The organism is Thioclava sp. 'Guangxiensis', from assembly GCF_045348365.1.
Taxonomy (GTDB): Bacteria; Pseudomonadota; Alphaproteobacteria; order Rhodobacterales; family Rhodobacteraceae; genus Thioclava; species Thioclava kandeliae.
Genome location: NZ_CP155822.1, coordinates 2,478,528 through 2,503,167 on the forward strand (window position 1 = coordinate 2,478,528; position 24,640 = coordinate 2,503,167).

Sequence of the window (24,640 nt, forward strand, 5' to 3'; positions counted from 1 at the left end):
CCGGCGCGCACGGCGCGCAACAGACAAAGGCTGCACAAGATGACGCATTTCGTTCTTTCCGGCGCCCCCGAGGGCTATGACGCCAGATTGCTTCTGCGCGAGCTGGAACGGGGTCAGAGCGTCGTGCATGTGGCACGCGATGACCGCAGGCTCGAAGCGATGCGGCTCGCGCTCGGCTTCTTTGCCCCCCATATCACCGTGTTGAGTTTTCCGGCGTGGGACTGTCTGCCCTATGATCGCGTCTCGCCCAATCCCGAGATTTCCGCGGCGCGGATGGCCACGCTCGCGGCCCTGCAAACGGGAGTTCCGGGACCCTTCGTGCTGCTGACGACAATTTCGGCTGCCATGCAGAAAATTCCTGCACGTCAGGTGCTTGCCGAGAACTCCTTTACCGCCAAGGTGGGCGGACAGCTCAAGGACGAGGCATTGCGCGGCTTTCTGACGCGGATGGGGTTCTCGCCGGTGCCGACGGTCTCGGAGGCGGGAGAATTCGCCGTGCGCGGCGGCATCATCGACATCTATCCACCCGGTGAAGGCGGTCCGGTGCGGCTGGATCTGTGGGGTGATGTGCTCGATGGGGCACGCCGGTTTGATCCGGCCACCCAGCGCACGACCGAGAAGTTGACCCGGATCGAACTGGCGCCAGTATCGGAAGTGATCCTCGACGAGCCTTCCATCACCCGTTTCCGCCAGAATTACCGGATCGAATTTGGCGCGGGCGGCGCGGAGGATCCGCTTTACGAGGCGGTCTCGGCAGGGCGCAAACATGCCGGAATGGAGCATTGGCTGGGCTTTTTCCACGAGAGGCTCGAGACGATTTTCGACTATCTTCCAGAGGCTTCGGTCATGCTGGACGACCAGACTACGGTGTTGCGCGACACCCGCTGGGAGCAGATCTCGGACCAGTATGACACCCGCCGCGAGGCGATGACGCGGCGCGATCGGGTGGATAGCGTCTATAAACCGGCCGCGCCCAAACTTCTCTATCTGGATGATGCAGCATGGCAAGAGGCGCTGAAAGACCGGCGCGTGATTGCGTTTCAGGTGCTGTCGGCACCGCCTGGCCCCGGCATTCTGGATGCGGAAGCGCGGATCGGGCGCAGCTTCGCGCCAGAGCGTCAACAGGAAGAAGTGAGCCTTTTCGGTGCCTTGCGAGACCATATTCAAGCACGGCTGAAATTCGGGCCGGTGGTGATTGCCTCGTGGTCCGAAGGCGCGCGCGAACGCCTGCAGGGGCTGATGGAGGATGAGGGTCTCCAGATCGCACGGCTTATCACCGATGCGCGCCAGATCGGTCCCGGGGTCAACCTGACGGTCTGGACGCTGGATCAGGGATTCGAGGCGCCGCCCAAGGGCGATGATCCGGCGCTGACCGTGATCTCCGAACAGGACGTCCTGGGCGACCGGCTGATCCGAAAACCCAAAAAGAAACGTAAAGCCGAGAACTTCCTGACCGAAGCTCAATCGCTGTCTCAAGGGGATCTGGTGGTCCATGTGGATCATGGGGTCGGGCGTTATAAGGGGCTCGAGACGGTTTCTGCCCTGGGCGCGCCTCTGGATTGTGTGCTTTTGGAATATGCCGGTGGCGACAGGCTGTTCCTCCCGGTGGTCAATATCGAGCTGCTCAGCCGGTTCGGGCATGAGGACGGGCTCCTCGACAAGCTCGGTGGCGGCGCATGGCAGGCCAAGAAAGCGCGGCTGAAAGAGCGTATCCGCGAGATTGCCGACAAGCTGATGCGGATCGCGGCGGAGCGCTATCTGCGCAAGGCCTCCATTCTCGAGGTGCCGCATCACGAATGGGAAGCCTTCGCCGCGCGCTTTCCCTATAGCGAGACCGATGACCAGTTGGCGGCCATCGAGGATGTTGTGAACGACCTGAAATCCGGCACACCGATGGACCGGTTGGTGGTGGGCGATGTGGGCTTTGGCAAGACCGAAGTGGCGATGCGCGCCGCCTTTATCGCCGCCAGTGCGGGCGTGCAGGTGGCGATCATCGCACCCACGACGCTGCTGGCCCGCCAGCACTACAAGACCTTTGCCGAACGGTTCCGCGGCACGGCGATCAATGTCCGGCCCCTGTCGCGCTTTGTCTCGGCCAAGGAGGCTGCAGCCACGCGCGCAGGGCTGGCGGATGGATCGGTCGATATCGTCATCGGCACCCATGCGGTGCTGGCCAAGGCGGTGAAGTTTATGAACCTTGGCCTCCTCGTCATTGACGAAGAACAACATTTTGGCGTTCAGCATAAGGAGCGCCTCAAAGAGATGCGCTCGGATATCCATGTGCTTACGCTGACGGCAACCCCGATCCCGCGCACCCTGCAACTTTCGCTGACCGGAGTCAGGGATCTATCGGTCATCGGCACGCCGCCTGTGGACCGTCTGGCAATCCGCACCTATGTCTCGGAATTCGACACCGTCACCATCCGCGAGGCACTTCTGCGCGAGCGTTTCCGTGGCGGGCAAAGCTTCTATGTCGTGCCGCGCATCACCGATCTGGCCCCGATAGAAGACTTCCTGCGCAACGAGGTGCCCGAGGTGACCTTCATCACCGCGCATGGGCAACTGGCGGCGGGTGAACTCGACGAGCGGATGAATGCCTTTTATGACGGTAAATATGATGTCTTGCTGGCCACAACGATCGTTGAATCGGGCCTCGATATCCCGACTGCCAATACGATGGTCATCCACCGCGCCGATATGTTCGGCCTGAGCCAGCTCTACCAGATCCGCGGGCGGGTCGGGCGGTCCAAGATGAGGGCCTATTGCTATCTGACGACCAAGCCGCGCATGCCGCTGACACCGCAGGCGACCAGACGGCTGCGGCTACTGGGCTCGCTCGACAGCCTTGGCGCAGGGTTCAATCTTGCAAGTCAGGATCTGGACTTGCGGGGCGCAGGCAACATCTTGGGTGAAGAGCAATCCGGCCATATCAAGGAAGTGGGCTATGAGCTTTACCAGTCCATGCTCGAGGAAACGATCTCGAAGCTGAAATCGGGCGAGCTGGGCGAGGATGTGTCCGATGGCGAATGGTCGCCCAATATCAATATCGGCGTTCCGGTGACGATCCCCGAGAGTTATATCCCCGATCTGGATGTGCGTCTGGGTCTTTACCGCCGGTTGAGCCAGGTGGTGACCAAGGTCGAGATGGAAGGCTTTGCCGCCGAGCTGATCGACCGGTTTGGGCCGCTCCCCAAGGAGGTGAATACGCTCCTGCTGGTGATCCGCATCAAGGGCATGTGCAAACGGGCCCATATCGGCAAGCTGGATGCCGGACCGAAAGGCGTCACGATCCAGTTCCATAACGATAAGTTCCCCAATCCCGCAGGCTTGGTCGATTATCTTACGACGGAACGTGATTTGGCGAAGCTGCGCGACAACAAGCTGATGATCCGCCGCGACTGGACCAATGACGCCGACAAGATCAAAGGCACATTTGCAATTGCCCGCGATCTGGCAGCCAAGGTGCGCGAGGCCGAGAAGGCGAAGAAATAAGAAAGCCGGGGATTTCCCCGGCTTCTCTATTATTTACACGTCGCTGTTGGTCCGTGTCATGAGGATCGCGGCGATCCCCGAACAGAGGCAGGTCGCAATCACCAGCGGCATCACGGTGCCGTTGAAGGCCAGCCCGACAGGTGCCGCAATCAGCACTGACCCGAGCGTCGAGAGCGCGGTGATGACCGAGGCCGCCATGCCCGCCAGATGGCCCATATTCTGCATAGCCAGCGCGTTGAGATTGCCGAAGGTAATCCCCGCCATCGCGAAAACCGACACGAAATAGAGGAAGAACACCGCAAAGCCCCAACCCGATTGTGGCATGCCGGAAAGCTCGAGCCCCAGCATGACGAGCGAGATCACCACTTGGACCCGGTAAGCCACCGACACGATGCGGCGCATCCCCAGACGCACGACGAGGCGCGAGTTGATGAAGGAGAAGCTGCCTGCCATCAGCGCGCCGAGCGCGAACCAGAGCGGGAAGCGGTCGGTCACGCCATAGGCCTTGTAGAGCTGCTCGGCCGAACTGACCGCCGAGAACATCTGCGCAAAACCGAGCGTCATGATGATGATGAAGAGGCGCACCTGACTGTCGGAGATCACTTCGACGGCCCCGGCCAGAAGCGGCTTGAATTTCAGCGGGCGGCGACGCTCGGGGGGCAGGGTTTCGGGCTGGCGCAGGAAGAGCCAGCTGACCCCAATCAGGCCGAAGACGCAGAAGACATAGAAGATCGCGCGCCATTCGGAGAAAGCGATGATCACCGCACCGATCGAGGGCGCGAGGGCGGGCACGATGATGAAGATCATCATGATGATCGAGGTGACCTGCGCCATCTCTCGACCCGCATACATGTCGCGCACCAATGCCATCGGCACCAGACGCGGGGCGGCGGCACCAAGCCCCTGGATGAAGCGCGCGAACAGAAGCGCTTCCAGCGTTTGCGCGGAGGCCGCGATCAGTGCCCCGATGATATAGACGACAATCCCGCCCGCGATCGTGATCCGGCGCCCGAACGCATCCGAGATCGGCCCGACGAAGAACGTGCCTGCACCGATCCCGAAGACGAAGGAGGTCAGCACGAGTTGTGCGCGGTTGACATCCTCGGGGGTAAGGGCTGCGGCGATATCGCCGAGGGCAGGGAGCATCGCATCGATCGAAAACGCGACGGTTGCGATCAGGGAAGCCAGCATGACGGTGAACTCGCGCAGCGACAGGGTTCGGGCCGTCTGGGCAACGCTGTGGTCCAGATGAGTCATGAATATCTCGATAAATGGGGTAGATTCTAAGGCTGACTATAGTAAGCAGCCTCAGGTCGTCCATCTTTAAGCCCGCGCAAAAAGGCACAGGCCCACACGGAAATGTGCGAGAACTGAAACGCTCAGTTCAGAACGGTGCCATCCGGTGCGCCCGACAGTTCGTCGATCACCTGAAGCCAGAGCTCTTTGGGTTGCGCGCCCGAAATGGCGTGGGTGTTCGAGACAATGAAGGTCGGCACCGCAGTGATCCCGCGTTCGCGCGCATGGGCGTCACGGGTGGCGATGGTGTCGCAATCGGCATCGCTCGCCAGAAGCCGCGCCGTCATCTCCGCATCGAGCCCCGCATTCTTGGCGATTTCCACCAGCTCCCGCAGATCGCCGATATCACGCCCCTCATACCAATGGGCGGTCATCAGCCCCGACATCACCGCCGTGCCACGTTCCTCGAGCCCCGCCCAATAGACCAGACGCAGCGCATCAAGTGTATTGGGCTGGCGGATCACTTTCAGGGGGTCGAGCGGCAGATTGTCGGCCGCGGCGATATCCAGAAGCTGCTGGTGCATCCTGACCGCGCCGTCCTGACCGAATTTGGCCTGCAGGTAATCGGCGCGGTTCATGCCCTCGCGCGGCATCGCGGGGTTCAGCTGGAAGGGGTGCCATGCCAAACGGAACGGATGGTCGGGCCGCTCCGCCAGCGCACGGTTGAGCCGCTCGTAGCCGATCAGGCAGAAAGGGCAGACCGGGTCGGCAAAGATATCTAGCGCGATCATGAGGTTCTCCTAAGGCATATCAGCCCTCTGTCTCAGGCCGCGCGCGGATGGTCAAGGGGGGCTCAGGCCGAGCCATCCTCTTCCTCGTCATCACCGAAGCTCTCGTCACGGTCATACTCGTCCTCGCCTTCGCCGACATATTTGGACGAGTTGCGCATGGACTGATTGTCATGGGTGGGATCCATCACAACATCCGAGGGCAGCTCGCCCGCAAGCCATTCGCGCAGCTGCTCGACCACATCCTCGGGCTCCTCGCCCGTGGCCTCGACAATCGCCGCGATGAAGGCGCGCCGGTCACCGTCGATCTCCTCGAGATCCTCTTCGGTCAGCTCCGGCCAGCGGTCGATGATCGCTTCGTTGAACGCGGTCCAGTTTTCTTCGACATGTGCCCATTTCATGGCAGCCTCCTTCGTCTCGGCGTCACGCGCGGTGGCGCTCCATTTCCTTGAGGAGACAAGCCGGAACGCTCTGGTCCGGTTCCAAAAATTCTCACGCTCAGGCGCGGATTTCCGCCATAGGAAAAGGGCCGGTGCCCGCGGCACGGCCCTTTCCGATCCTGCTGCATCCGAGGCTGTCAGTACATCCAGCCCTGAACCGTGCGCGCACCGCCCGAGACATCCTCTCCCATGCCCGCAACCGTGTTGCACGCGCTCAGGGAGACCATCAGCAAGCCAAGCAAAACGAGTGTTTTCATTTTTTCGCCTCATACCACCAAGTATCGGGCATGAAGCCCGGCCAATCACCGTAAACCGGCAGGGTTTCCGGATAATGAAGGCTGGATTTATGCGCAAGCCTCGAGGTCTTGGAATACCATGCGGGGATCACATAGCGGCCTTCGGTCAGGATCCGGTCCAGCGCACGCACGGCAGCCACATAATCCTCGCGATCGGTGGCCTCCAGCATATGGGTGATCATCGCTTCTGCCGCGGGGCTGTCCATGCCCATCCAGTTCCAGCTACCGGGCTGCTCGACGCCGTTCGAGCCCCAATAGAGCATCTGCTCGTTGCCTGGGCTCAGCGAGAGCGCGCGCCAATACCATGTCATATCGAACTGGTAGTTCCGACTGCGCTGCACATATTGCGCGTCATCGATCGTGGTCACAGTGGCCTCGATACCCACGCGCTTGAGCGCCTGAACATAGATATCGACCACCGATTGCGGATCATAGGGGCCGCTGCCATAGCCGCCGCCCTGACGCAGCAGGATCTCGAAGCGGAAGGGCTGGCCCTGCGGGTTGCGCAGAACCCCGTCCTGACCAACCTCCCAGCCCGCATCCGAAAGGAGTTTCAGTGCCTTACGGGTGTTCTTTCGATTCATTTCGCGGCCATCCGAAACCGGCAGGGGATTGCCCTCCATCGTTCCGGGCGCAAGATCCTTGGCGAAGGGTTCAAGCAGCGCCTTCACCTTGCCGGTCGCGGGCCCTTCCTGCATGCCTAGATCGGAATTGGAAAAGAACGACGTCACACGGGGTTCGGCGCCATTGTTCAGTGTTTTGTTGATGAACTCGAAATTGAACACCTCGGTCAGCGCCTCGCGCACGCGCCAATCCTTGAAGAGCGGATTACGGGTGTTCATCACCAGCCCGTCAATGCCGGAGGGGCGGGCATTGGGGATCTCGTCCTTGACGATCTCGCCCGATTGGGCTGCCGCAAAATTATAGCTGTTCTGCCAGCGGGCATCGCTGGCCTCGCGCCACGCATCTACATCTCCGGCTTTAAAAGCTTCGAAGATCACATTGCCATCCTTAAAATAATCGTGACGGATCTCAGCAAAATTCCAAAGGCCGTGATTGAAATTCACATCCTTGCCCCACCAGTTGGGGTCTTTCTTGAAGCTGATGAATTTGCCGTTCGACACCTGATCAACCACATAGGGGCCCGAGCCCACGGGGATCATATCGGTGGTCGCCTCGAAATCCTTGCCCTCCCATTGCGCCTTTTCCAGAATGGGACGCATCCCCATCAGAAGCGCTAGCTCGCGGTCGGGCGCGTTGAACGTGATACGGACCGAGCGCGGGCCGGTCTGGGTGATCTCTTTCACCTTGGCCCAGGCGTTGCGATAGCGCGGGTGTCCGCTTTCGCCGAGCGTCTTGTAAGACCAGATCACATCCTCCACCGTCACGGGCTTGCCATCGGAGAAATGCGCCTCGGGGCGGAGGGTGTATTCCACGTAGCTGCGCGCATCATCGGTCTCCACCGATTGCGCCAGAAGGCCATAGAGGGTGAAGGGTTCATCGATCGAGCGCGCCATCAGCGACTCGGTCACATACTGGGTGATTCCCGTCGCCGGACGGCCCAGCAGAATCCACGGGTTGAGCGAATCGAACGTGCCAACCTCACCCAGTTTCAGCGTTCCGCCCTTGGGTGCATCGGGGTTGGCATAGGGAAGATGGTCGAAATTATCGGGCAGGGCGGGCGCACCAGTCATGGCGATCGCATGCTGCGGTGCTGCAAGCGCCTCATGCCCAAGGATTAAAGGGCTTGCGGCAAGCATAGCGCCCAAAAGCATGCGTCTGAGATCGGGGTTCTGCATCGCGATAATTCCGTTTCTGCTCGTGTTATTTACAGGAAATCTAACCGAGCAACGGGACTTACGCAATTTTCCCTTTGAAACTGCGCGCAGAACGGCCTATAACAAACTCACTGCTCGATAGGTTTCTTGCCTGTATGAAACCTGCCTCATGACTTAGCGCCCGCCTTGTGCGGGCGTTTTTTTTGGTCAATGCGGCTCCTTGCTCAGTTCTCGCTGCAGTTGCATCCATTAATGCCATGAACGCGCAGGTTTTTTGAACTGGAACAATTCAAGGATGCGCCAAATGGTCTTGGCGTCGCATCGACGAAGCAGTTTCAGATGATGGGCTGCTTTTGCTTGATGCGATTCGCGAACGCAAGCAAAAAAAGCCGCACTCCTGCGTGATATTGTGGATTTTAGCGTGATTGGACCTTGCCAGATTCGGCTCTAGGATGATGATCAGGGATATTATCCAGAGGAGGGCCAGATGAGCCTTAAGGGAAAATCTGCAGTTATTACCGGATCTAATTCGGGAATTGGTCTCGGCGTTGCGCGAGAGCTTGCACGCGCGGGCGCAAATGTTGTTCTGAATTCTTTTACCGACCGGCCCGAGGATCACGATCTCGCGAAAAGCATCGCACAGGAGTTTGGCGTTGAAGCCCGCTATATCAAGGCCGATCTCTCCAAGGGCGCGGAGGCGCGCGGACTGATCGAGCAGGCGGGGCATTGCGACATCCTCGTCAACAATGCCGGCATTCAGCATGTGGCCCCCATCGACGAATTTCCCGTCGAGAAATGGGATACGATCATCGCGATCATGCTCAATTCGGCCTTCCATACCACGGCCGTTGCTCTGCCGATGATGCGCAAGGCGGGTTGGGGACGGGTGGTCAATATCGCCTCGGCCCATGGCCTGACAGCCTCGCCATATAAATCGGCCTATGTCTCGGCCAAGCACGGCGTTGTGGGCATGACCAAGGTCGTAGCGCTGGAAACCGCGAAAGAGGCGATCACCGCCAATGCGATCTGCCCGGGCTATGTGCATACGCCGCTCGTCGAGGCGCAGATCCCCGACACCGCCAAGAAATACAACATGACCGAGGAAGAGGCGGTCGAGAAGATCATCCTCGACCGGCAGCCCTCAAAACAGTTCGCGACTGTCGAACAGATCGGCGGCACGGCGGTTTTCCTGTGCTCGGAGGCTGCGGCACAGATCACCGGCACCACGATTTCGGTCGATGGGGGCTGGACCGCATTATAAGATCAAAAAGGGGGTCCCCTTTTTTTAGCGAGTTCTGCGGTCTTTCGGGGCCGATCACGGTGTTCAAACCGCTTCGGGCGGGTGCTTACAGGCTTTGCAACATTCGGGGGCTTCGATGGAAAGCAGGCGGATCAATCTCGCGCTACAGGGAGGTGGGGCGCATGGCGCCTTCACTTGGGGTGTCCTTGACAGGTTGCTGGACGAGGACTGGCTGGAAATCGCCGCCATTTCCGGCACCTCGGCAGGTGCGCTGAATGGGGCCGCGCTGAAATCGGGGCTGGCGCAGGGTCAGGGCCGGATCGGGCGGGAGGCCGCACGCGAGGCGCTGGCATGGCTCTGGGGTCAGGTGGCCGAGGGTAGTGACCTGCGCACCGACCGCTGGATGTCGGCTTTTCTGCCCTATCCCGATACCGTGACGCGTTGGCTCGATCTCTTCACGCCGTCCTTCTACATCGAAAACTGGCTGCGGCTCTTTTCGCCATACGACTCGGGACCATTCTATATCAATCCGTTAGAGCGCGTCGTGCGCGATCTGGAATTCGAGAGCGTATGCTGCAAGGATGGCCCTGCCTTCTATGTCTCGGCCACCAATGTGCGCACCGGCAAGATCCGCGTATTTTCGGGCGCCGAGGTAACGCCCGATGCGCTTCTGGCCTCGGCCTGCCTGCCCAACCTGTTCCGTGCCATCGAGATCGAGGACAAGGCGACGGGGCGGCACGAGGCCTATTGGGATGGTGGCTATACCGGAAACCCCGCGCTATTTCCGCTCTTCGAGCCGCAATATCCGCGGGACATCCTGATCGTGAGCATCAATCCGATGGCGCGCGACAGCGTTCCCACGACGCCGCAACAGATCGAGGAGCGGATCACCGAGATCTCGTTCAACACCTCGCTCCTGCGCGAATTGCGCGCGATCAATTTCGCCCGCCGTGTGATCGCCGAGAAACATCTGCCCGAGGGCACGATGAAGGATGTGCTGATCCATATGATCGCCGATGACGAGACTATGCTCTCGCTCGGGCAGAGCTCGAAGATCACACCGAGCTTCGGGATGCTCGACCGGCTGAAAACCGCAGGCCAGCATGCCGCAGACCGGTTTCTGGAGGCCCATGCCGATAAGATCGGACGCGAGCCCTCCGTCAACCTGTCGGAGCTTTTCGGTTGAGTTTCAGCGGGTTTGTGGCTGTTCTTTTTCCGACGGATAGACCAGACCCGCCGAGATGATCAGCTTGGCCGCATCCTCGATCGGCATATCCAGATAGGTGATCTGCGACTGTGGCACGAACATCAGGAAGCCCGAGGTCGGGTTGGGGGTCGTGGGCATGAAGACCGCAATCAGCGGGTCTTCGGGGTTATCGGCAAGCCGCGCGATCTCTCCTTTTGTGCGGGCCGAGACAAAAGCCATCGCCTTCACGCCGGGGCGCGGATATTCGATGATGCAGGCACGGTCGAACTTCTCCTCGCCCTGGCTGAAGACGGTCTCCGCGATCTGTTTGATGCCGGAATAGACCGAGCGCACCACCGGCATGCGATTGACGATCGCCTCGCCCAGACGCAACAGCGCACGGCCGAAGAAGCCCTTGGCAAACCAGCCGACGACCAGGGTGAACAGGAGGAAGATCAGAACCCCGATACCGCGCAGATTGACGCCGATATAATGTTCGGGGCGCAGCTCGTGGGGCACAAGCGGCAGCACCCAGCCATCGACCCAGCCCGCAACCGTCCAGATCAGCCATGCAGTCAGACCGATGGGCAGGATCACGACGAGCCCTGTCAGAAACGATGCCCGGATCGCGGCAAAGCGGCGGCGGGGCTTGGGTTTGGGCTCTGTGGGGGTCATGGAACGTCCTGCAAAATCACGAATCCCCCGAATGGTCCGGAGGACATCCACCCTAGATGGGAGAGCCCTCCGGTTTTAGCAATAAGGCCCTAGCGCAAGGCGGCCATTTCTTTCGCGATCTGCGAGGCAAGACGCGCATTGTTCAGCACCAGCTCGATATTGGCCTTGAGCGAGCGGCCCTCGGTCAGCTCGAAAATACGCTGCAGCAGGAAGGGCGTGACCGCCTTGGCGGTGATGCCCTGCGCCTGAGCCTCGGACAGTGCCTGCTCGACCACGGGCAGGATCACCTCGCGCGGGATCTCGGCGGCCTCGGGGATCGGATTGGCGACAAGCTGGCCGCCCTCGAGCCCGAGCGCCGCGCGCATGATCGCCGCCCTGGCGATCTCGGCAGCGCTATCGGCCCGCAGCGGTGCCGTCAGCCCGGAGCTGCGCGACCAGAAGGCCGGAAGCTCGTCCTGCCCATAGGCGAAGACCGGCACGCCATCGGTTTCCAGCACCTCGAAGGTCTTGGGCAGATCGAGGATCGCCTTGGCACCGGCGCAAACCACGGTCACGGCGGTCTGGCCCAGCTCCGCCAGATCGGCGGAAATGTCGAAGCTCTCCTCGGCCCCGCGATGCACGCCACCGATCCCGCCGGTGGCAAAGACCGAGATCCCCGCGCGTGCCGCGCAGATCATCGTGGCGGCCACCGTTGTGGCCCCATAGGCGCCGCGCGCAAGGCAGACGGCCATATCGGCGCGCGAGACCTTCATCACGCCCTCCGCCTTGGCCAGCTCGTCCAGCTCGGCATCGCTGAGCCCGATATGGATGCGTCCCTTCATCAGCGCGATCGTCGCGGGCACAGCCCCTTCGGCACGGATCGTATCCTCGACCTTGCGGGCAGTCTCCACATTCTGCGGGAAGGGCATGCCATGGGTAATGATGGTGGATTCGAGTGCCACTACGGGTTGGCCCGCATCGAGGGCAGCGCGCACTTCGGGGGTGAAGACAAGTAGATCGGTCATGTCGCAATATCTCCGGACACATAACGGGCCGCAGCCAAGAGCGCGCGCGACAAGGCGTCCTCGCGCGTCTGGCCGGCATATTCGGCCACCAGATGGGCGGCCATGAACGTATCACCCGCGCCTGTCACGCGGGTTACGAGAACTTCGGGCGGGCAGGCGGTCAGGATGCCTGCCTCCGACATATCGGCCGCATCCCTGCCACCATCGGTCACAAGTGCCCGCTTGGCGCCGCGTCTGGCCAGACCTTCAGCCGCCTCACGCGCCGAGCCGAACTCGGTCTGGCACAGGATGCCAGCTTCCTCGAGATTGACATAAAGCGTGGCTTTGGGGTGATTGAGAAGCGGCAGCAGACGCTCGGCCTTGCCCGGGCTGGCGGGCGCCACACGCAGATCGGCCTTGGCAAAGAGCGGCGAACGCGCGATCTGTGCCAGAAGATCTGTGGTCAGGTTGCCATCAAGCGCCACAGGCCCGCTCCATGGGGCCTCCGCGCTACCCAGACGGCCATCGGCCAGAGGTGCGAGGATCTTATCGCCCGCAGCCTCAAGCGAATGGGCATCCGCCAGCGCCGCGACCAGACCGGTCGCGCATTCGATGGCCATATAGCGGTCTGTCGGCAGATCTGCCGAGCGGTAGACATGGCGTGCGTCAATGCCAAGGCGCTCGGCCTGTGCCAGAAGTTCGACCCCCTGCGTGTCGCGGCCTACCGCCGAGAGAAGAACGGGTGTCATGCCAAAACGCGTCAGCGTCATGGCGATATTCATTGCAACCCCGCCCGGCAGGCGCGTAATGCGTCCGGGCTGGTCGGCCCCGAACCGCATCGGGGCAGGCGTTCGGCCAATGATGTCCCAAAGGACAGAGCCGATACAGAGGATCTGAGGCAAGTCGGTCATGCCTCCTATTGCCGCGGGTCTGGCGTCCGCGCAAGCAAAACCTGATCAGAAGGTCAAATCCAGCGATAGCCCGCAATCGAAACTTTCATAGTCATAGAGCGCGATATTGGATGCGCTGGTGGTATAGCCGCAACGGATCCGCGGAGAGCTGTCGCCGATACGGATATCGCGCAATGTGGCAAATACACTGATGCCCGCCACCTGATCCTTGCGCGGCTCTCCCATCAGCGGGAAATCGGCATCGTAAAAACGCCAGTCATAGCGCAACGACGCGCCGCCCGCGATCGACTGGCCAAGCGGGCGCGAGACCCCGAGCGTGAGGCCCGCACCGTCATAGCGGTGGTAATCGAGCCGGACATCGGACCGACTGATCCGCGCCCCATAGGACAGGCTGGCCCGACCCGCGCGATGCTGGAATGTGCTGCTCAGTTGATAGAACCGCCCATCATACCCGTCCTTGTCGAAATAATCGCGGTATTCGGCAAGGGCGGCACCGGTGACCATCGCGCGCTCGAGCGGCACGGCCTCGAGCATCCAGCGCTTATAGGCGCTGATCCCGTAGGCGCGATGGCCCGAGGTGTTCTCGTCGGCCCGCCCGTCATAGGCCCGATAGCGCGCAGAGGCGGTCAGCCCCCAGTCATCCCGTCCGGTCAGGTTTTCATAGGACAGCGCCAGCGAGGGCTGGAGAAACCGCAGCTGCCGCTGGCTATACCATTCTCCCGAGAGCGACGGGCGCAGATGCAGCCGGTGCCCAAGCGCGGGCTGGAGCACCCAATCACCTTCGAGCGAGGCTTCGGCCCCGATCCCTGATTCCTCCTCACCACCATTTGCAATCAGGAACGTCCCGAAATCGGTGATCAGATAGGTCTGCGAAGACGTGCGCGAGACGTTACTCGAGGGCAGAAGACCGCCCGAGAAGGAGAAGCGGAAAGGATGGGTGGCATCAAGCCGGCGCAGGGCCGCCAGATAGGGCGCACGATGCGTGCGCTCCCCCTGCAGGACATATTTCAGGATCGCCTCGCTGCGACGCGCTGATCCGATCTGCGCGAGAACGCGATCCAGCGCATGGGTTGCTGGCGTGTAATCGGGACGCTGTGCGGCAATATCACCGTAGATCCTCAGGGCCGAGAGGGGTTTTCCCTCGGCATCGAGACGGGTCGCCACGCCCATCCAGTCCGCGACGCTGCGTGTCTGCTCGGCGCGCAAGGGGCCAGCAGCAAGAAGAATGGCAAGAAGACATGCAGCGCCAAGCGCCGCACAGAGATAATGGAAAGAAGCACAAGAACGCATGGGGCCTCGAAATGCGAAAGATGCGCCGGTCTCCGGCGCATCCAGTCAGACAAAATCCAGATCCGCTCAATCCTCGCGCGCGTAGAATCCGCCGCTGCTCTCGAAGGTGCTCTCGTCATCGAAGGTGATGAGACCATCGACATCCCCGATCGCCATCAGCTCGTCATCCTGCTCGAAGACGCCACCCTCCATGACGAAATCGACCGTCCCGGAGCCCTCGCCATCGGACAGAGTGCCGGTCACCGAGGCATCGATCACCGCCGAGGAGATCGTGCCATCGACCGCAAGCATGCCATCTAGGTCGCTGTCCTTGCTGCTATATCCGTCATCGTCATTCGCCTCATAGAGCGCGAAATTCTGCGCGGTCCCCGATACGGTGCCGTTATCGAAATCGACATCCATCGACAGCTCGCCAAGGGCTTCGGTATAGCTGTCCTCGGTCTCGTCTACGCCAAAGCCCATATAGCCCGACATCGAGACCTCGCCCGTTGCATCGGTCGCCAGAGTGGCATCACCGCTCTCCAAGGCATCTTCGATAGCATTATATTGTGAAACAATATTATTAGCTTCGGCCAGAGACAGGCTCCCGCTGCCCCCGCCACTGCTGCCGCTGCTTCCACACGCAGCCAGCGTCGTGCAGGCCAGAAGGGCGATACCGGTCAATTGAATGCGCATTGTCATAATCCTTCAGAACATTCCCATGGCCATGCCATGCATTGAGTAACGCAATCTTGAGCCTTCGTGAGCAAGCTGTTCAACCTAGGAAAACTTATAGGTTGCCTTAAGGGTAGGCAGAATAATAACCTTCTTCAGCCAAGTGTTTTTATCGCCGTTCACGCGTTCTCCCGATCACACGCCAGTGTGTTCTGTTTTGATAAAAGAAAGCGGAGGCTTCTGGATGGATCTACCCAACCATCCCTCGTCTATTGTGCTGCAGCCACCATCCGGCGGACGCGAGTGCATTAGGCCGACCTCTCTGCGCCGCTTTCGGGGCGCTTATGTGAAGATCGACGCCGATGGCCAGATCCGCGCCTGTAGCGAGCCGGCCGCAGCATTGATCACCGCCGCATCGAGCCTTGGGGCCGATAAGGGCATCCTGACCTTCGCAGGCCCCATGCGGGAGACAATGCGCGCGGCATTACGCACGGAGAGCCCTGTTCCGGTCCGCATCGAGATCAGCGACCGAGCCCTCGGCACCATCGCCTGCCTCGTCTTCGCCCCGAAAGATGAGGCCCAAACACGGCTGATCCATTTCTGGGCGGCAAATCTCGCGCCCGAACCCAGTTACCGCCAGATCCTCAGCAAGCGCGAATTGCAGATCTTCCATCTGATCGCGGAAGGCCAACGCCGCGACCAGATCGCGCATCAGCTCGATATCTCGCTTGCGACCGTCGATCTGCATTCGAACGGGTTGCGCAAGAAACTCGGGGCGCGCACCTTGCCCGAGGCCGTTGCGCGCGGCTACGAGCTGGGCCTGCGCTAGCTCTCTGGACCGCCTGCCGGGAGCGTCGGCACCAAAAGCCCGAAGACTGCGCATATTTCACTTGTCATGGCAGCAGCCCCGATGTAAGAGGCCCGCACTTCACAGGCGAAGGCGGGCTTTTCGGGGGAGACATCCCTGAGGGTCCACCGGTTGGAGCCACCTAGCACGGTGGTTTTCAAAACCTTCGCCCAGGCGCAAACCGGAAAAGGAAAAGACCATGGCGCTTCCCGATTTCACCATGCGTCAGCTGCTCGAAGCTGGCGTTCACTTCGGTCACCAGACGCAACGCTGGAACCCGCAGATGCAACAATACATCTACGGCGACCGTAACGGCATCCACATCCTCGACCTGACCCAGACCGTCCCGATGCTGGACAAGGCTCTGCAAGTCGTGCGTGACACCGTTGCAAAAGGCGGCCGCGTTCTGTTCGTCGGCACCAAGCGTCAGGCTGCAAAGCCCGTTGCTGAAGCCGCTGAAAAATCGGCTCAATACTACATGAACCACCGCTGGCTCGGTGGCACGCTGACCAACTGGAAAACCGTTTCCCAGTCGATCTCGCGTATGAAAACCATCACCGAGAAGCTCGAAGCAGGCGCAGAAGGCCTGACCAAGAAAGAGCGCCTCGGCATGGAGCGTGACCACGAGAAGCTGACCGCTTCGCTCGGTGGTATCGCCGAAATGGGTGGCCTCCCGGACCTTCTGTTCGTCATCGACGTCAAGAAAGAAGATCTGGCCATCGCAGAAGCCAATAAACTGGGTATCCCGGTTGTGGCTGTTGTCGATACCAACTGCTCGCCCAAAGGCGTGGACTATGTGATCCCGGGCAACGACGACGCCGCACGCGCCATCTCGCTCTATTGCGATCTGGTCTCGCGCGCAGCGCTCGACGGCATGACCGCCCAAATGGGCGCAGCCGGCGTTGACCTCGGCGCTCTGGAAGACGCACCGGTTGAAGAAGCCGTCGAGGCTGAAGAAGCATAATCGCTTCACCGTCATCCCAATGACACGGGAGGGGACTAAGACCCCTCCCAATTACATTTGACAGGAGATCCGAGCATGGCGATCACCGCAGCAATGGTGAAAGAACTGCGCGAAAGCACCGGCGCAGGCATGATGGACGCGAAAAAAGCGCTGACCGAAACCGATGGCGATATGGAAGCAGCCGTAGACTGGCTGCGCACCAAAGGCCTCGCGAAAGCAGCGAAGAAATCCGGCCGTGTTGCAGCTGAAGGCCTCGTGGCCGTGGCTGTCGAAGGCGGCAAAGGTGTTGCTGTCGAAGTGAACTCGGAAACCGACTTCGTTGGTAAGAACGCCGAATTCCAAGGCATGGTCTCGAAGATCGCGACCGCTGCTCTGGGCGTGAACACCACCGAAGAGCTGAACAACGCACTCGTCGACGGCAAGCCGGTTTCGGAAGTCCTCACCGACGCGATCGCGAAAATCGGCGAGAACATGACCCTGCGCCGTATGGTTGCCGTGGAAGGCGAGACCGTTGTCTCCTATGTCCACAACGCCGCCGCAGAAGGCATGGGCAAGATCGGTGTTCTGGTTGCGCTGAAAGGTTCCAACGAGACCATCGGCAAGCAAATCGCGATGCATATCGCTGCGACCAACCCGGCCTCGCTGTCGGAAGCTGATCTCGATCCGGCAATCGTCGAGAAAGAGAAGCAGGTCCAGATCGATATCGCACGCGAGTCGGGCAAGCCCGAAGCCGTGATCGAGAAAATGATCGTTGGCCGGATGCAGAAGTTCCTGCAGGAAGTCACCCTTGTGAACCAAGCCTTCGTTATCAACCCCGATCTGACCGTTGGCCAGGCGGCCAAGGACGCAGGGGTCGAGATCGTTGCATTCGCCCGCGTTGAAGTCGGCGAAGGTATCGAGAAAGAAAAAGAAGATTTCGCTGCAGAAGTCGCCAAGACCGCTGCTGGCAACTGATCTTTCCGATCGGTATGTCTTTGAAGCGAGCGTCCGCAAGGGCGCTCGTTTTGCTTTGGAACGGGGGCAGGGCGGCCGGAGCCACATGGACTGCGGTTGGGACGCCGGCGGCGCTCTGAAGCTCCAACAGGTCGCGCAAATTAAAAAGGCCTGACATACGAAAATGCGTATGCCAGACCTAACCGGTAAACCGGACAGAACCTTGGATATAGCGGATAAATAATCGCCGACCCCCGATTCCATGTTCCTGGCCAAAGCCACCACTCACGGAACACGGATATTAAAACGTAAATTTACATAGTTTGAGAAGTAAGGAAATCCATACCTTGTGTGGCTTCCACAAATGTCGGAAGCTTGTGGTCAGGCTCTCGGACTGGAGTGATGCAACGGGTTTTCCAGAACAGGCTCCGGCGTAGGTTGGAAGATCTGGTTCATGACTGCAGCTTTGAGCACGGCTTGTGCAGTCGTCTCGACATTGAGAGCCTCGCGCGCCAGACGCAGGTGTTTCTCGATCGTGGTGCTGGTCAGCCCCATCAGCATCGCGACATCCATCACGGTCTTGCCATCAGCAATCCATTCCAGTGTTTCGCGTTGGCGCGGAGACAGGTGACGCTTCGGTGGAATATAGGGCAGGCCGGATAGCCGCATATGCATGAGCTGACAGGCCACCAGAAGGGTGCGCTGATGCTCGGCCCAGATTGCATCGACCTCGCACTGGGAAAGATCCCTGCGCGCGCATAGGCCGATACCGCCTCTGGCCCGCGAGGTCGATTGCTGGAAGCCGATCGAGATCCCTGCGGTGATACCGTAGCTGCGGTTCAGCTCGAGTACCTTGAGCGAGGCCGCATCGAGCATCCCCGATGCGAGCTTCTGACCGACAAGGCCCCAAGATTCCCAGCCCTCATTAGACCAGGCCCATTGCACCATCGGCGCGTTGATATAGAGCTTCCCGCCGATCAGAGCCTTGATATAGTCTTTATCATGGTTGGACAGGATCACCGTTTCATCGAGATCTAAAAGATTGGGGCGTGACTGGAACCGTGTATAGCCATAGAGCAGCCGATCGAAACCATACCCCTCCATGAACTGGCAATGATGCGCCCAGATCTCTTCAACCGATGTCAGGCTCAACAGTGTTTCGATATATTCAAGCATACGCCATTACCAAGAGTTCCATTAGGAAATACTCGGCAAGGGCGCTTAATATCAATACCTCAACAGCCGTTGACCTTTATCATAAATTGCGGAAGCAAAGCAAGCTTATGCTTTTTGTTCTGCATAGGCCGCCAAAAGGCCCGCCATAGGGCGGTGATCGTAACCTGCTTTTTCAGCAGCGGCGATGATCTCGGCCACATCCATCTTGCCAGCCTGCGCCATTGCCCAGAGATGCGAGCTGCGTGTGCCCGAACGGCAATAGGCAAAACAGGGCTTCTCCGCCACATCCAGACAGCCCTCGAACGCGCCAACCAGTTCGGGCGTCATATCGCCGGGATAGAAGGGAAGATAATGCGCCACCATCCCGTTTTCTTCCGCAGCTTTAGCAAAAACCTCATGCGAAAGCTCTGGCGGATTTTCCTCATCGGGACGGTTAATGATGAGGGTCTTGAACCCTTGCTCGGCCAGCAGAGCCACATCTTCAGGCATGATCTGCGGGGCCACGGCAAATTCGGGTGAAAGCGGACGGATATCCATTCTATACTCCTTTTCCGGCAAACCGGTTTTAGTCGGAGATCATAGAGCGCATAGGGCAGGGTGGCCGCAAGGGGCTAATGCTCAAGCCTGCGGCATTTCCTTCACGAAACATCCGACGAGGCCACCGAGCGCGCCAAAATCATCAAAGATTCGCCACGGAGCAAGCTCCTCGGCCGCGATCTTCCTGTATCCGCGGGTATAGAGCAGGAACGGAATTCCTGCCGCATGGGCGGCTTCTGCATCGACCTCCGAGTCGCCCACATAAAGACATGGCGCAGGGCCCATGCGGTCGCGTGCCGCCCAGAGCATCTCGGGGTCGGGTTTGCGCGTGGGCAGGCTGTCACCCGCTACAACCACGCTAAAAAACGCATCAATTCCAATATGTTGCAGAACTGTTCTAGCAGCATCCATCGGCTTGTTCGTGCAAAGCCCCAGCGCAACATTGCTTTCCTGCAGATCCTGCAGAGCCTCGATCACGCCGTCAAAGAGAAGATTTCCATGCTGCTGGCGCGCGTAACGCGCTGAAAAAGCGTTGGAAACCGAGATGAATTGCGCGGAAGACGTATCCATGCCGATCTGCCTGCCGACACAGTCCATGAGATGCGGGACACCACGGCCGATAAAGCCGCGCACCACATTCAGCGGCAATACGGGCAACCCGTGCAGGCTCAGTGCATGATTCAGCGCCAGCTGGATGGCCGCCGCGCTGTCAACGAGCGTCCCGTCGAGATCGAAGATCACGGAACATACCGATGTCATCGCGGCGGCCATAACCTTACTTCACACGCGCGGCTTCGGCGGCGGCGCGGATGGCAGCGATATTCGCTCCATAGGCCTCGGGCTGCTCGACCGAGCCACCTTTGAACACGGCCGAACCCGCGACCAGAACATCCGCGCCAGCCTCGGCCATCAGCGGTGCGGTCTCGGGTGTGATGCCGCCATCGATCTCGATATGGATCGGACGATCGCCGATCATCGCACGCAGCTTGCGGACCTTGTCGATCTGGCTATGGATGAATTTCTGTCCGCCGAAACCGGGGTTTACAGTCATCACGCAGATCAGATCGAGCTGGTCGAGAAGATAGTCGATCTGCTCGATACCGGTGCCGGGATTGAGCGCCAGACCGGCCTTGCAGCCAGCACCACGGATCGCTTGCAGCGTGCGGTGGATATGCGGACCGGCCTCGAGATGCGCCGTGATGACATCTGCGCCAGCATCGGCATAGGCGTCGATATACTGGTCGACCGGCGAGATCATCAGATGGACATCCATGACCGTCTTGATATGCGGACGGATCGCTTTGCACAGCGGCGGCCCGAAGGTCAGGTTGGGCACGAAATGACCGTCCATGACATCGACATGGACCCAATCGGCGCCCTGGGCCTCGATGGCCCGGATCTCGCGTCCGAAATCGGCGAAATCGGCAGAAAGAATAGAAGGCGCGATCTTAATGCTGCGATCAAAGCTCATTGCTTGGCGTCCTGCATGCTAAGGAGATTTGGCGTCCGTTTAGTCGCTCATCCGTGTCGGGTCCAGTCTACATTGCATAAAATAGGCACTGCTAATCGGATGAATGACACAATATTTTACATAATTCGCATTATTGGCACAAAATACGCATAGGAAGAATGCGAATTATGTATCGCATACTCCTATGTTTTTCAGTCACTTACGGCACTTAGTTCGCGTTTTTTTGACAGCTTACGCAGCCGCGCGATCAGTGCGGATGTGTCCCAGCGTCCGCCACCCATCGTCTGAACATCCTTGTAGAACTGGTCGACAAGCGCCGTCATCGGCAGCGGCGCCTTGATTTCCTCTGCCGTATTCAGACAGATATCGAGATCCTTGCGCATCCAGTCGACAGCGAAGCCGAACGCGTATTCGCCCTTGGCCATGGTCTCCGAACGGTTTGCCATCTGCCAGCTTCCGGCGGCACCCTGACTGATCACCTCGACCACATCGGTGATCGACAATCCCGCTTTCTCGGCAAAGAGCAGCGCCTCGGACAGCCCTTGGACCACGCCCGCAATCGCGATCTGGTTGGCGGATTTACACAGCTGACCTGCGCCGCTCTCGCCAAGTCTACGACAGATCTTGGCATAGGCATCAAGCACCGGCGCAACCTTATCGAACTGCTCTTGCGGCCCACCACACATGATCGACAGGACGCCGTTCTCCGCACCCGCCTGACCGCCCGAGATTGGCGCATCGACAAAGCCCAGACCTTTATCACTGGCGATCGCCGCAAGCTCGCGCGTGACCATCGCCGAAACGGTCGTGTGATCCACCAGGATCGCCCCCGAGGACATCCCCGAGAACGCGCCATCCCCACCGGCACAGACCATGCGCAGGTCATCGTCATTGCCGACACAGGTCATCACGATCTCGGCGTCTTTCACAGCCTCCGCGGGCGTTGTCCCGAAGGCCCCGCCATGTTCGGCAACCCAGGCCTCGGCCTTCGCGGTCGTGCGGTTATAAACAGTCACCTCATGGCCGGCATCCTTCAGATGCGCCGCCATCGGATAGCCCATCACCCCGAGCCCCAGAAAAGCGATTTTCGTCATCGGTAAACTCCCTCACAGTATTCGCACAGTATTGGCAATCTCGCGCAAACGCGCGTTGATCCTTTGTCATACCTGACTTACTAAGCCGCAACCCCCGCTGGTCAAATCCGGCGCAACTTTTGCAGACCCAACCGGAGCACTCATGTACTCACTTTTCCGCTGGATGGTGCGACTGACCAGTTTTGTCATTGTTTTAGTCGTTTTGGGCGCGGTCGGGATCTGGTATTTTGCCTCGCGCTCCCTGCCCGATTATAATGCAACCTATAAAGTCTCGGGGATCACCGCGCCGGTCGAAATCGTGCGCTCAACGGAAGATGTGCCGCATATCTTCGGCAAGACCGATCCTGATGTGTTCTTCGGTTTGGGCCTCGCCCATGCGCAGGATCGGCTATGGCAAATGGTGATGCTGCGCCGGACGGTTCAGGGGCGGCTTTCGGAGGTTTTCGGGCCGAGCACGGTAAAGACCGACGAGTTGATGCGGCGTCTGGGGCTCTATGATGCAGCTGTCGCCTCGGTCGATGCGCAGGATGCCCAGACCAGGGCCGCACTCGAGGCGTATGCAGCAGGCGTAAATCAATGGATCGCGCAGGTCAATAAGGGTGCCATGGGGCGTGGTGCGCCCGAATTCTTCCTCTTCGACAACTCGATCTCCTACTGGACGCCTGCGGACTCGCTGGCGATCCTAAAGCTGCTGGCCGTTGAGCAGAACAACCAGTTCACGCGTGAGGTGCTGCGCGCCCGTGTCTCGCTGCTCGATCCGTCCTGGGTTCGCGATCTGCTCCCCGATATGCCCGGAACACAAAGCAGCGCCCTGCCCGATTACCACACGCTCTTCCCCGATGTGCCCCGCGCCGTGCAACAGGAGGATGCGCCCGAGCCGCTCTCGCCATTTCCGGCAGCCGGTCTCGAGGCAGGCTCGAACGCCTGGGCCGCAGCGCCCGACCGTTCTGCCGCGGGCGGATCGCTTCTGGCCAATGACCCGCAGATGGGGCTGACGGCCCCCACGCTATGGTATCTGGCCCGGCTCCAGCTTGCCGGTGGCGGCGTGATCGGCGGCACCATTCCGGGCATTCCGCTCATCATCACAGGGCGTAACGAGCATATGGCATGGGGGGTCACTGGCGCCTATGTCGACGACATGGACCTTCATGTCGAGCAGGTAAACCCTGCCGATCGCGAAACCTACCGCACCCCCGATGGCTGGAAAAAATTCACTACCAAGCGCACGATCCTGAAGATCAAGGACAGCCAGCCCATCACCCTGACGCTCCGAGCGACCGATAATGGTCCGGTGCTGCCCGGCACCCATTTCGACCTCGGGACCGTGACGCCGAAGGGATCGGTGATGTCGGTCGACTGGACCGCCCTCGACCCGCATGACACCTCGATGAGTGCGGCGATGAAGCTGATGCGTGCGAGTGATGTCGAGAGCGCGATCAAGGCCGGTGAGGACTATATCACGCCCGCGCAGAACCTTGTGGTCGCCGACCAGAAAGAAGTCGGGCGGGTGCTGATCGGCGCGATCCCCAAGCGCGATCCGCAAAACCAGACCGAAGGCCGCATGCCCTCCGCGGGCTGGCTGCCGGAAAACCGCTGGTCGGGCCGCCTGCCCTATGCCGACAATCCGCGCGAGATCAATCCGGCCGATGGCGTCGTGATGAACACCAATAACAAGGTCACCGATGCTCAATTCCCCGCCAATGTCACCTTCGACTGGGGCGATAGCCAGCGTATCCAGCGTCTGACGAAACTGCTGAGCGACCGCGAAGTGCATTCGCGCGAGAGCTTCATGTCGGCCCAGCTCGACACCGTCAGCCCTGCGGCGCGCAACCTGCTGCCGCTGGTCGGGGCCGATCTGTGGTATACCGGCACACCTGCTCCCGATGGCACGCCCGAGCGCCTGCGCCAGCGCGCACTCGAGCTGCTGGCGGCATGGGATGGCGAGATGTCCGAGCATCTTCCCGAGCCACTGATCTATGCCGCGTGGATGCGCGAGCTGCAATCGCGGCTGATCCGCGACGAGCTGGGTCCACTGGCCGACAAGTTCACAGCCCTCGATCCGCTCTTTATCGAGCGCGTCTTCCGCAATAGTCAGGGCGCGGCGCACTGGTGCAATATCATCCAGTCGGGCACGCAGGAAACCTGTGCCCAGATCGCCAAAACCTCGCTTGATGCCGCCCTTCTTGACCTCAAGGAGAAATACGGCCCCAACATCGAAAGCTGGCGCTGGGGGGATGCGCATGAGGCGCATCAGGATCATCCGGTCCTGAAGAACATGCCCCTGATCGGCTGGTTCGCCAATATCCGGCAGTCCTCCTCGGGCGGTGATTTCACGCTGATGCGCGGCAAGACCATCGGCACGGGCCCCGAGCCCTATACCAATGTTCAGGCGGCAGGTTATCGCGGCGTCTATGATCTGGCCGATCCGGACAGCTCTGTCTTCATCACCGCAACCGGTCAGTCGGGCCATCCCTTCTCGCGCCACTATGACGACCTGTCGGAGTTGTGGCGGCGCGGGGAATATATCCCGATGTCGCTTGATCCGGCGCTTGCGCGAGCCGCTGCGGCAGGCATCACCAAATTGGTTCCCGCCAGCTGACATTGGATAAAAAAGGCGCGGCAAAATGCTTGCCGCGCCTTTTTGATGTT

22 protein-coding genes are annotated in these 24,640 nt (G+C 60.2%); 7 read left to right on the plus strand and 15 right to left on the minus strand.

Translation table 11 applies throughout. The features are described 5' to 3' along the window. Nucleotides 1–39 precede the first annotated feature (39 nt). On the plus strand, nucleotides 40–3,492 hold the full coding sequence (gene mfd, locus ABEB22_RS12235) for a transcription-repair coupling factor (RefSeq protein ID WP_406870411.1): 3,453 nt from the start codon (nucleotides 40–42) through the stop codon (nucleotides 3,490–3,492). Nucleotides 3,493–3,525: 33 nt separating this feature from the next. On the opposite strand, the gene ABEB22_RS12240 is transcribed toward mfd, so the two are convergent. From ABEB22_RS12240 to ABEB22_RS12260, 5 genes are all read right to left on the minus strand, one after another. Then, nucleotides 3,526–4,749: a multidrug effflux MFS transporter gene (locus ABEB22_RS12240; protein ID WP_406870412.1), complete on the minus strand. Its 1,224-nt coding sequence runs from the start codon at nucleotides 4,747–4,749 to the stop codon at nucleotides 3,526–3,528. Nucleotides 4,750–4,871: 122 nt separating this feature from the next. Further along, entirely contained in the window at nucleotides 4,872–5,519 is a 648-nt protein-coding gene (locus tag ABEB22_RS12245) for a DsbA family protein (protein ID WP_406870413.1), read from the minus strand. A 62-nt stretch (nucleotides 5,520–5,581) separates the two neighbouring features. Continuing rightward, complete coding sequence (locus tag ABEB22_RS12250) at nucleotides 5,582–5,917, minus strand: hypothetical protein (protein ID WP_339112554.1); 336 nt, start codon at nucleotides 5,915–5,917, stop codon at nucleotides 5,582–5,584. 176 nt (nucleotides 5,918–6,093) lie between these two features. Continuing rightward, nucleotides 6,094–6,213 (minus strand): entericidin, encoded by a 120-nt coding sequence (locus tag ABEB22_RS12255; RefSeq protein WP_339112553.1) that lies wholly within the window; start codon nucleotides 6,211–6,213, stop codon nucleotides 6,094–6,096. Then, nucleotides 6,210–8,051 carry an extracellular solute-binding protein gene (locus tag ABEB22_RS12260; protein WP_406870414.1) on the minus strand — a complete coding sequence of 614 codons (1,842 nt, stop codon included), beginning with the start codon at nucleotides 8,049–8,051 and terminating at the stop codon, nucleotides 6,210–6,212. Before ABEB22_RS12260 ends, ABEB22_RS12255 begins: the two co-directional genes overlap by 4 nt. Before the next feature lie 466 nt (nucleotides 8,052–8,517). Here ABEB22_RS12260 and ABEB22_RS12265 point away from each other — a divergent pair, with 466 nt between their 5' ends. After that, nucleotides 8,518–9,291, plus strand: a complete 774-nt coding sequence (locus tag ABEB22_RS12265; protein ID WP_339112551.1) for a 3-hydroxybutyrate dehydrogenase — start codon at nucleotides 8,518–8,520, stop codon at nucleotides 9,289–9,291. A 115-nt stretch (nucleotides 9,292–9,406) separates the two neighbouring features. Next, the gene (locus tag ABEB22_RS12270; protein WP_339112550.1) at nucleotides 9,407–10,456 is read left to right on the plus strand and encodes a patatin-like phospholipase family protein; all 1,050 of its coding nucleotides are present in this window, start codon (nucleotides 9,407–9,409) and stop codon (nucleotides 10,454–10,456) included. Between the two features lie 3 nt (nucleotides 10,457–10,459). On the opposite strand, the gene ABEB22_RS12275 is transcribed toward ABEB22_RS12270, so the two are convergent. The 5 genes from ABEB22_RS12275 to ABEB22_RS12295 form a co-directional block, all read right to left on the minus strand. Continuing rightward, nucleotides 10,460–11,131 carry a DUF502 domain-containing protein gene (locus tag ABEB22_RS12275; protein WP_406870415.1) on the minus strand — a complete coding sequence of 224 codons (672 nt, stop codon included), beginning with the start codon at nucleotides 11,129–11,131 and terminating at the stop codon, nucleotides 10,460–10,462. A gap of 89 nt (nucleotides 11,132–11,220) precedes the next feature. After that, nucleotides 11,221–12,135 carry a pseudouridine-5'-phosphate glycosidase gene (locus ABEB22_RS12280; RefSeq protein ID WP_350933942.1) on the minus strand — a complete coding sequence of 305 codons (915 nt, stop codon included), beginning with the start codon at nucleotides 12,133–12,135 and terminating at the stop codon, nucleotides 11,221–11,223. Further along, the gene (locus ABEB22_RS12285) at nucleotides 12,132–13,025 is read right to left on the minus strand and encodes a PfkB family carbohydrate kinase (protein ID WP_406870416.1); all 894 of its coding nucleotides are present in this window, start codon (nucleotides 13,023–13,025) and stop codon (nucleotides 12,132–12,134) included. The genes ABEB22_RS12280 and ABEB22_RS12285 overlap by 4 nt, the downstream gene beginning before the upstream one ends. 45 nt (nucleotides 13,026–13,070) lie before the next feature. After that, nucleotides 13,071–14,315 (minus strand): surface lipoprotein assembly modifier, encoded by a 1,245-nt coding sequence (locus ABEB22_RS12290; RefSeq protein ID WP_406870417.1) that lies wholly within the window; start codon nucleotides 14,313–14,315, stop codon nucleotides 13,071–13,073. 66 nt (nucleotides 14,316–14,381) lie between these two features. Beyond that, a complete protein-coding gene (locus ABEB22_RS12295) occupies nucleotides 14,382–14,990 on the minus strand; it encodes a hypothetical protein (protein ID WP_339112545.1) in 609 nt (202 codons plus the stop codon). Between the two features lie 325 nt (nucleotides 14,991–15,315). Between ABEB22_RS12295 and ABEB22_RS12300 the strand changes: the two genes are divergently transcribed. The 3 genes from ABEB22_RS12300 to tsf all read left to right on the plus strand — a co-directional run bounded on the left by ABEB22_RS12300 (nucleotide 15,316) and on the right by tsf (nucleotide 17,734). Beyond that, on the plus strand, nucleotides 15,316–15,798 hold the full coding sequence (locus ABEB22_RS12300; RefSeq protein ID WP_339112544.1) for a LuxR C-terminal-related transcriptional regulator: 483 nt from the start codon (nucleotides 15,316–15,318) through the stop codon (nucleotides 15,796–15,798). A gap of 217 nt (nucleotides 15,799–16,015) precedes the next feature. Then, nucleotides 16,016–16,780, plus strand: coding sequence for a 30S ribosomal protein S2 (gene rpsB / locus ABEB22_RS12305; RefSeq protein ID WP_339112543.1), 765 nt, complete (start codon nucleotides 16,016–16,018; stop codon nucleotides 16,778–16,780). A gap of 75 nt (nucleotides 16,781–16,855) precedes the next feature. After that, the gene (gene tsf / locus ABEB22_RS12310) at nucleotides 16,856–17,734 is read left to right on the plus strand and encodes a translation elongation factor Ts (RefSeq protein WP_406870418.1); all 879 of its coding nucleotides are present in this window, start codon (nucleotides 16,856–16,858) and stop codon (nucleotides 17,732–17,734) included. 360 nt (nucleotides 17,735–18,094) lie between these two features. On the opposite strand, the gene ABEB22_RS12315 is transcribed toward tsf, so the two are convergent. From ABEB22_RS12315 to ABEB22_RS12335, 5 genes are all read right to left on the minus strand, one after another. Then, nucleotides 18,095–18,889 carry a LuxR family transcriptional regulator gene (locus ABEB22_RS12315; protein WP_339112541.1) on the minus strand — a complete coding sequence of 265 codons (795 nt, stop codon included), beginning with the start codon at nucleotides 18,887–18,889 and terminating at the stop codon, nucleotides 18,095–18,097. 105 nt (nucleotides 18,890–18,994) lie between these two features. Next, entirely contained in the window at nucleotides 18,995–19,426 is a 432-nt protein-coding gene (locus tag ABEB22_RS12320; RefSeq protein WP_339112540.1) for a TIGR01244 family sulfur transferase, read from the minus strand. Between the two features lie 81 nt (nucleotides 19,427–19,507). After that, the gene (gene gph / locus ABEB22_RS12325; protein WP_406870419.1) at nucleotides 19,508–20,197 is read right to left on the minus strand and encodes a phosphoglycolate phosphatase; all 690 of its coding nucleotides are present in this window, start codon (nucleotides 20,195–20,197) and stop codon (nucleotides 19,508–19,510) included. Nucleotides 20,198–20,201: 4 nt separating this feature from the next. Continuing rightward, nucleotides 20,202–20,897, minus strand: a complete 696-nt coding sequence (rpe, locus tag ABEB22_RS12330; protein WP_350933952.1) for a ribulose-phosphate 3-epimerase — start codon at nucleotides 20,895–20,897, stop codon at nucleotides 20,202–20,204. 191 nt (nucleotides 20,898–21,088) lie between these two features. Then, nucleotides 21,089–21,991 carry an NAD(P)-dependent oxidoreductase gene (locus ABEB22_RS12335; protein WP_406870420.1) on the minus strand — a complete coding sequence of 301 codons (903 nt, stop codon included), beginning with the start codon at nucleotides 21,989–21,991 and terminating at the stop codon, nucleotides 21,089–21,091. A 142-nt stretch (nucleotides 21,992–22,133) separates the two neighbouring features. Here ABEB22_RS12335 and ABEB22_RS12340 point away from each other — a divergent pair, with 142 nt between their 5' ends. Next, on the plus strand, nucleotides 22,134–24,590 hold the full coding sequence (locus tag ABEB22_RS12340) for a penicillin acylase family protein (protein ID WP_406870421.1): 2,457 nt from the start codon (nucleotides 22,134–22,136) through the stop codon (nucleotides 24,588–24,590). Nucleotides 24,591–24,640: the final 50 nt, after the last annotated feature.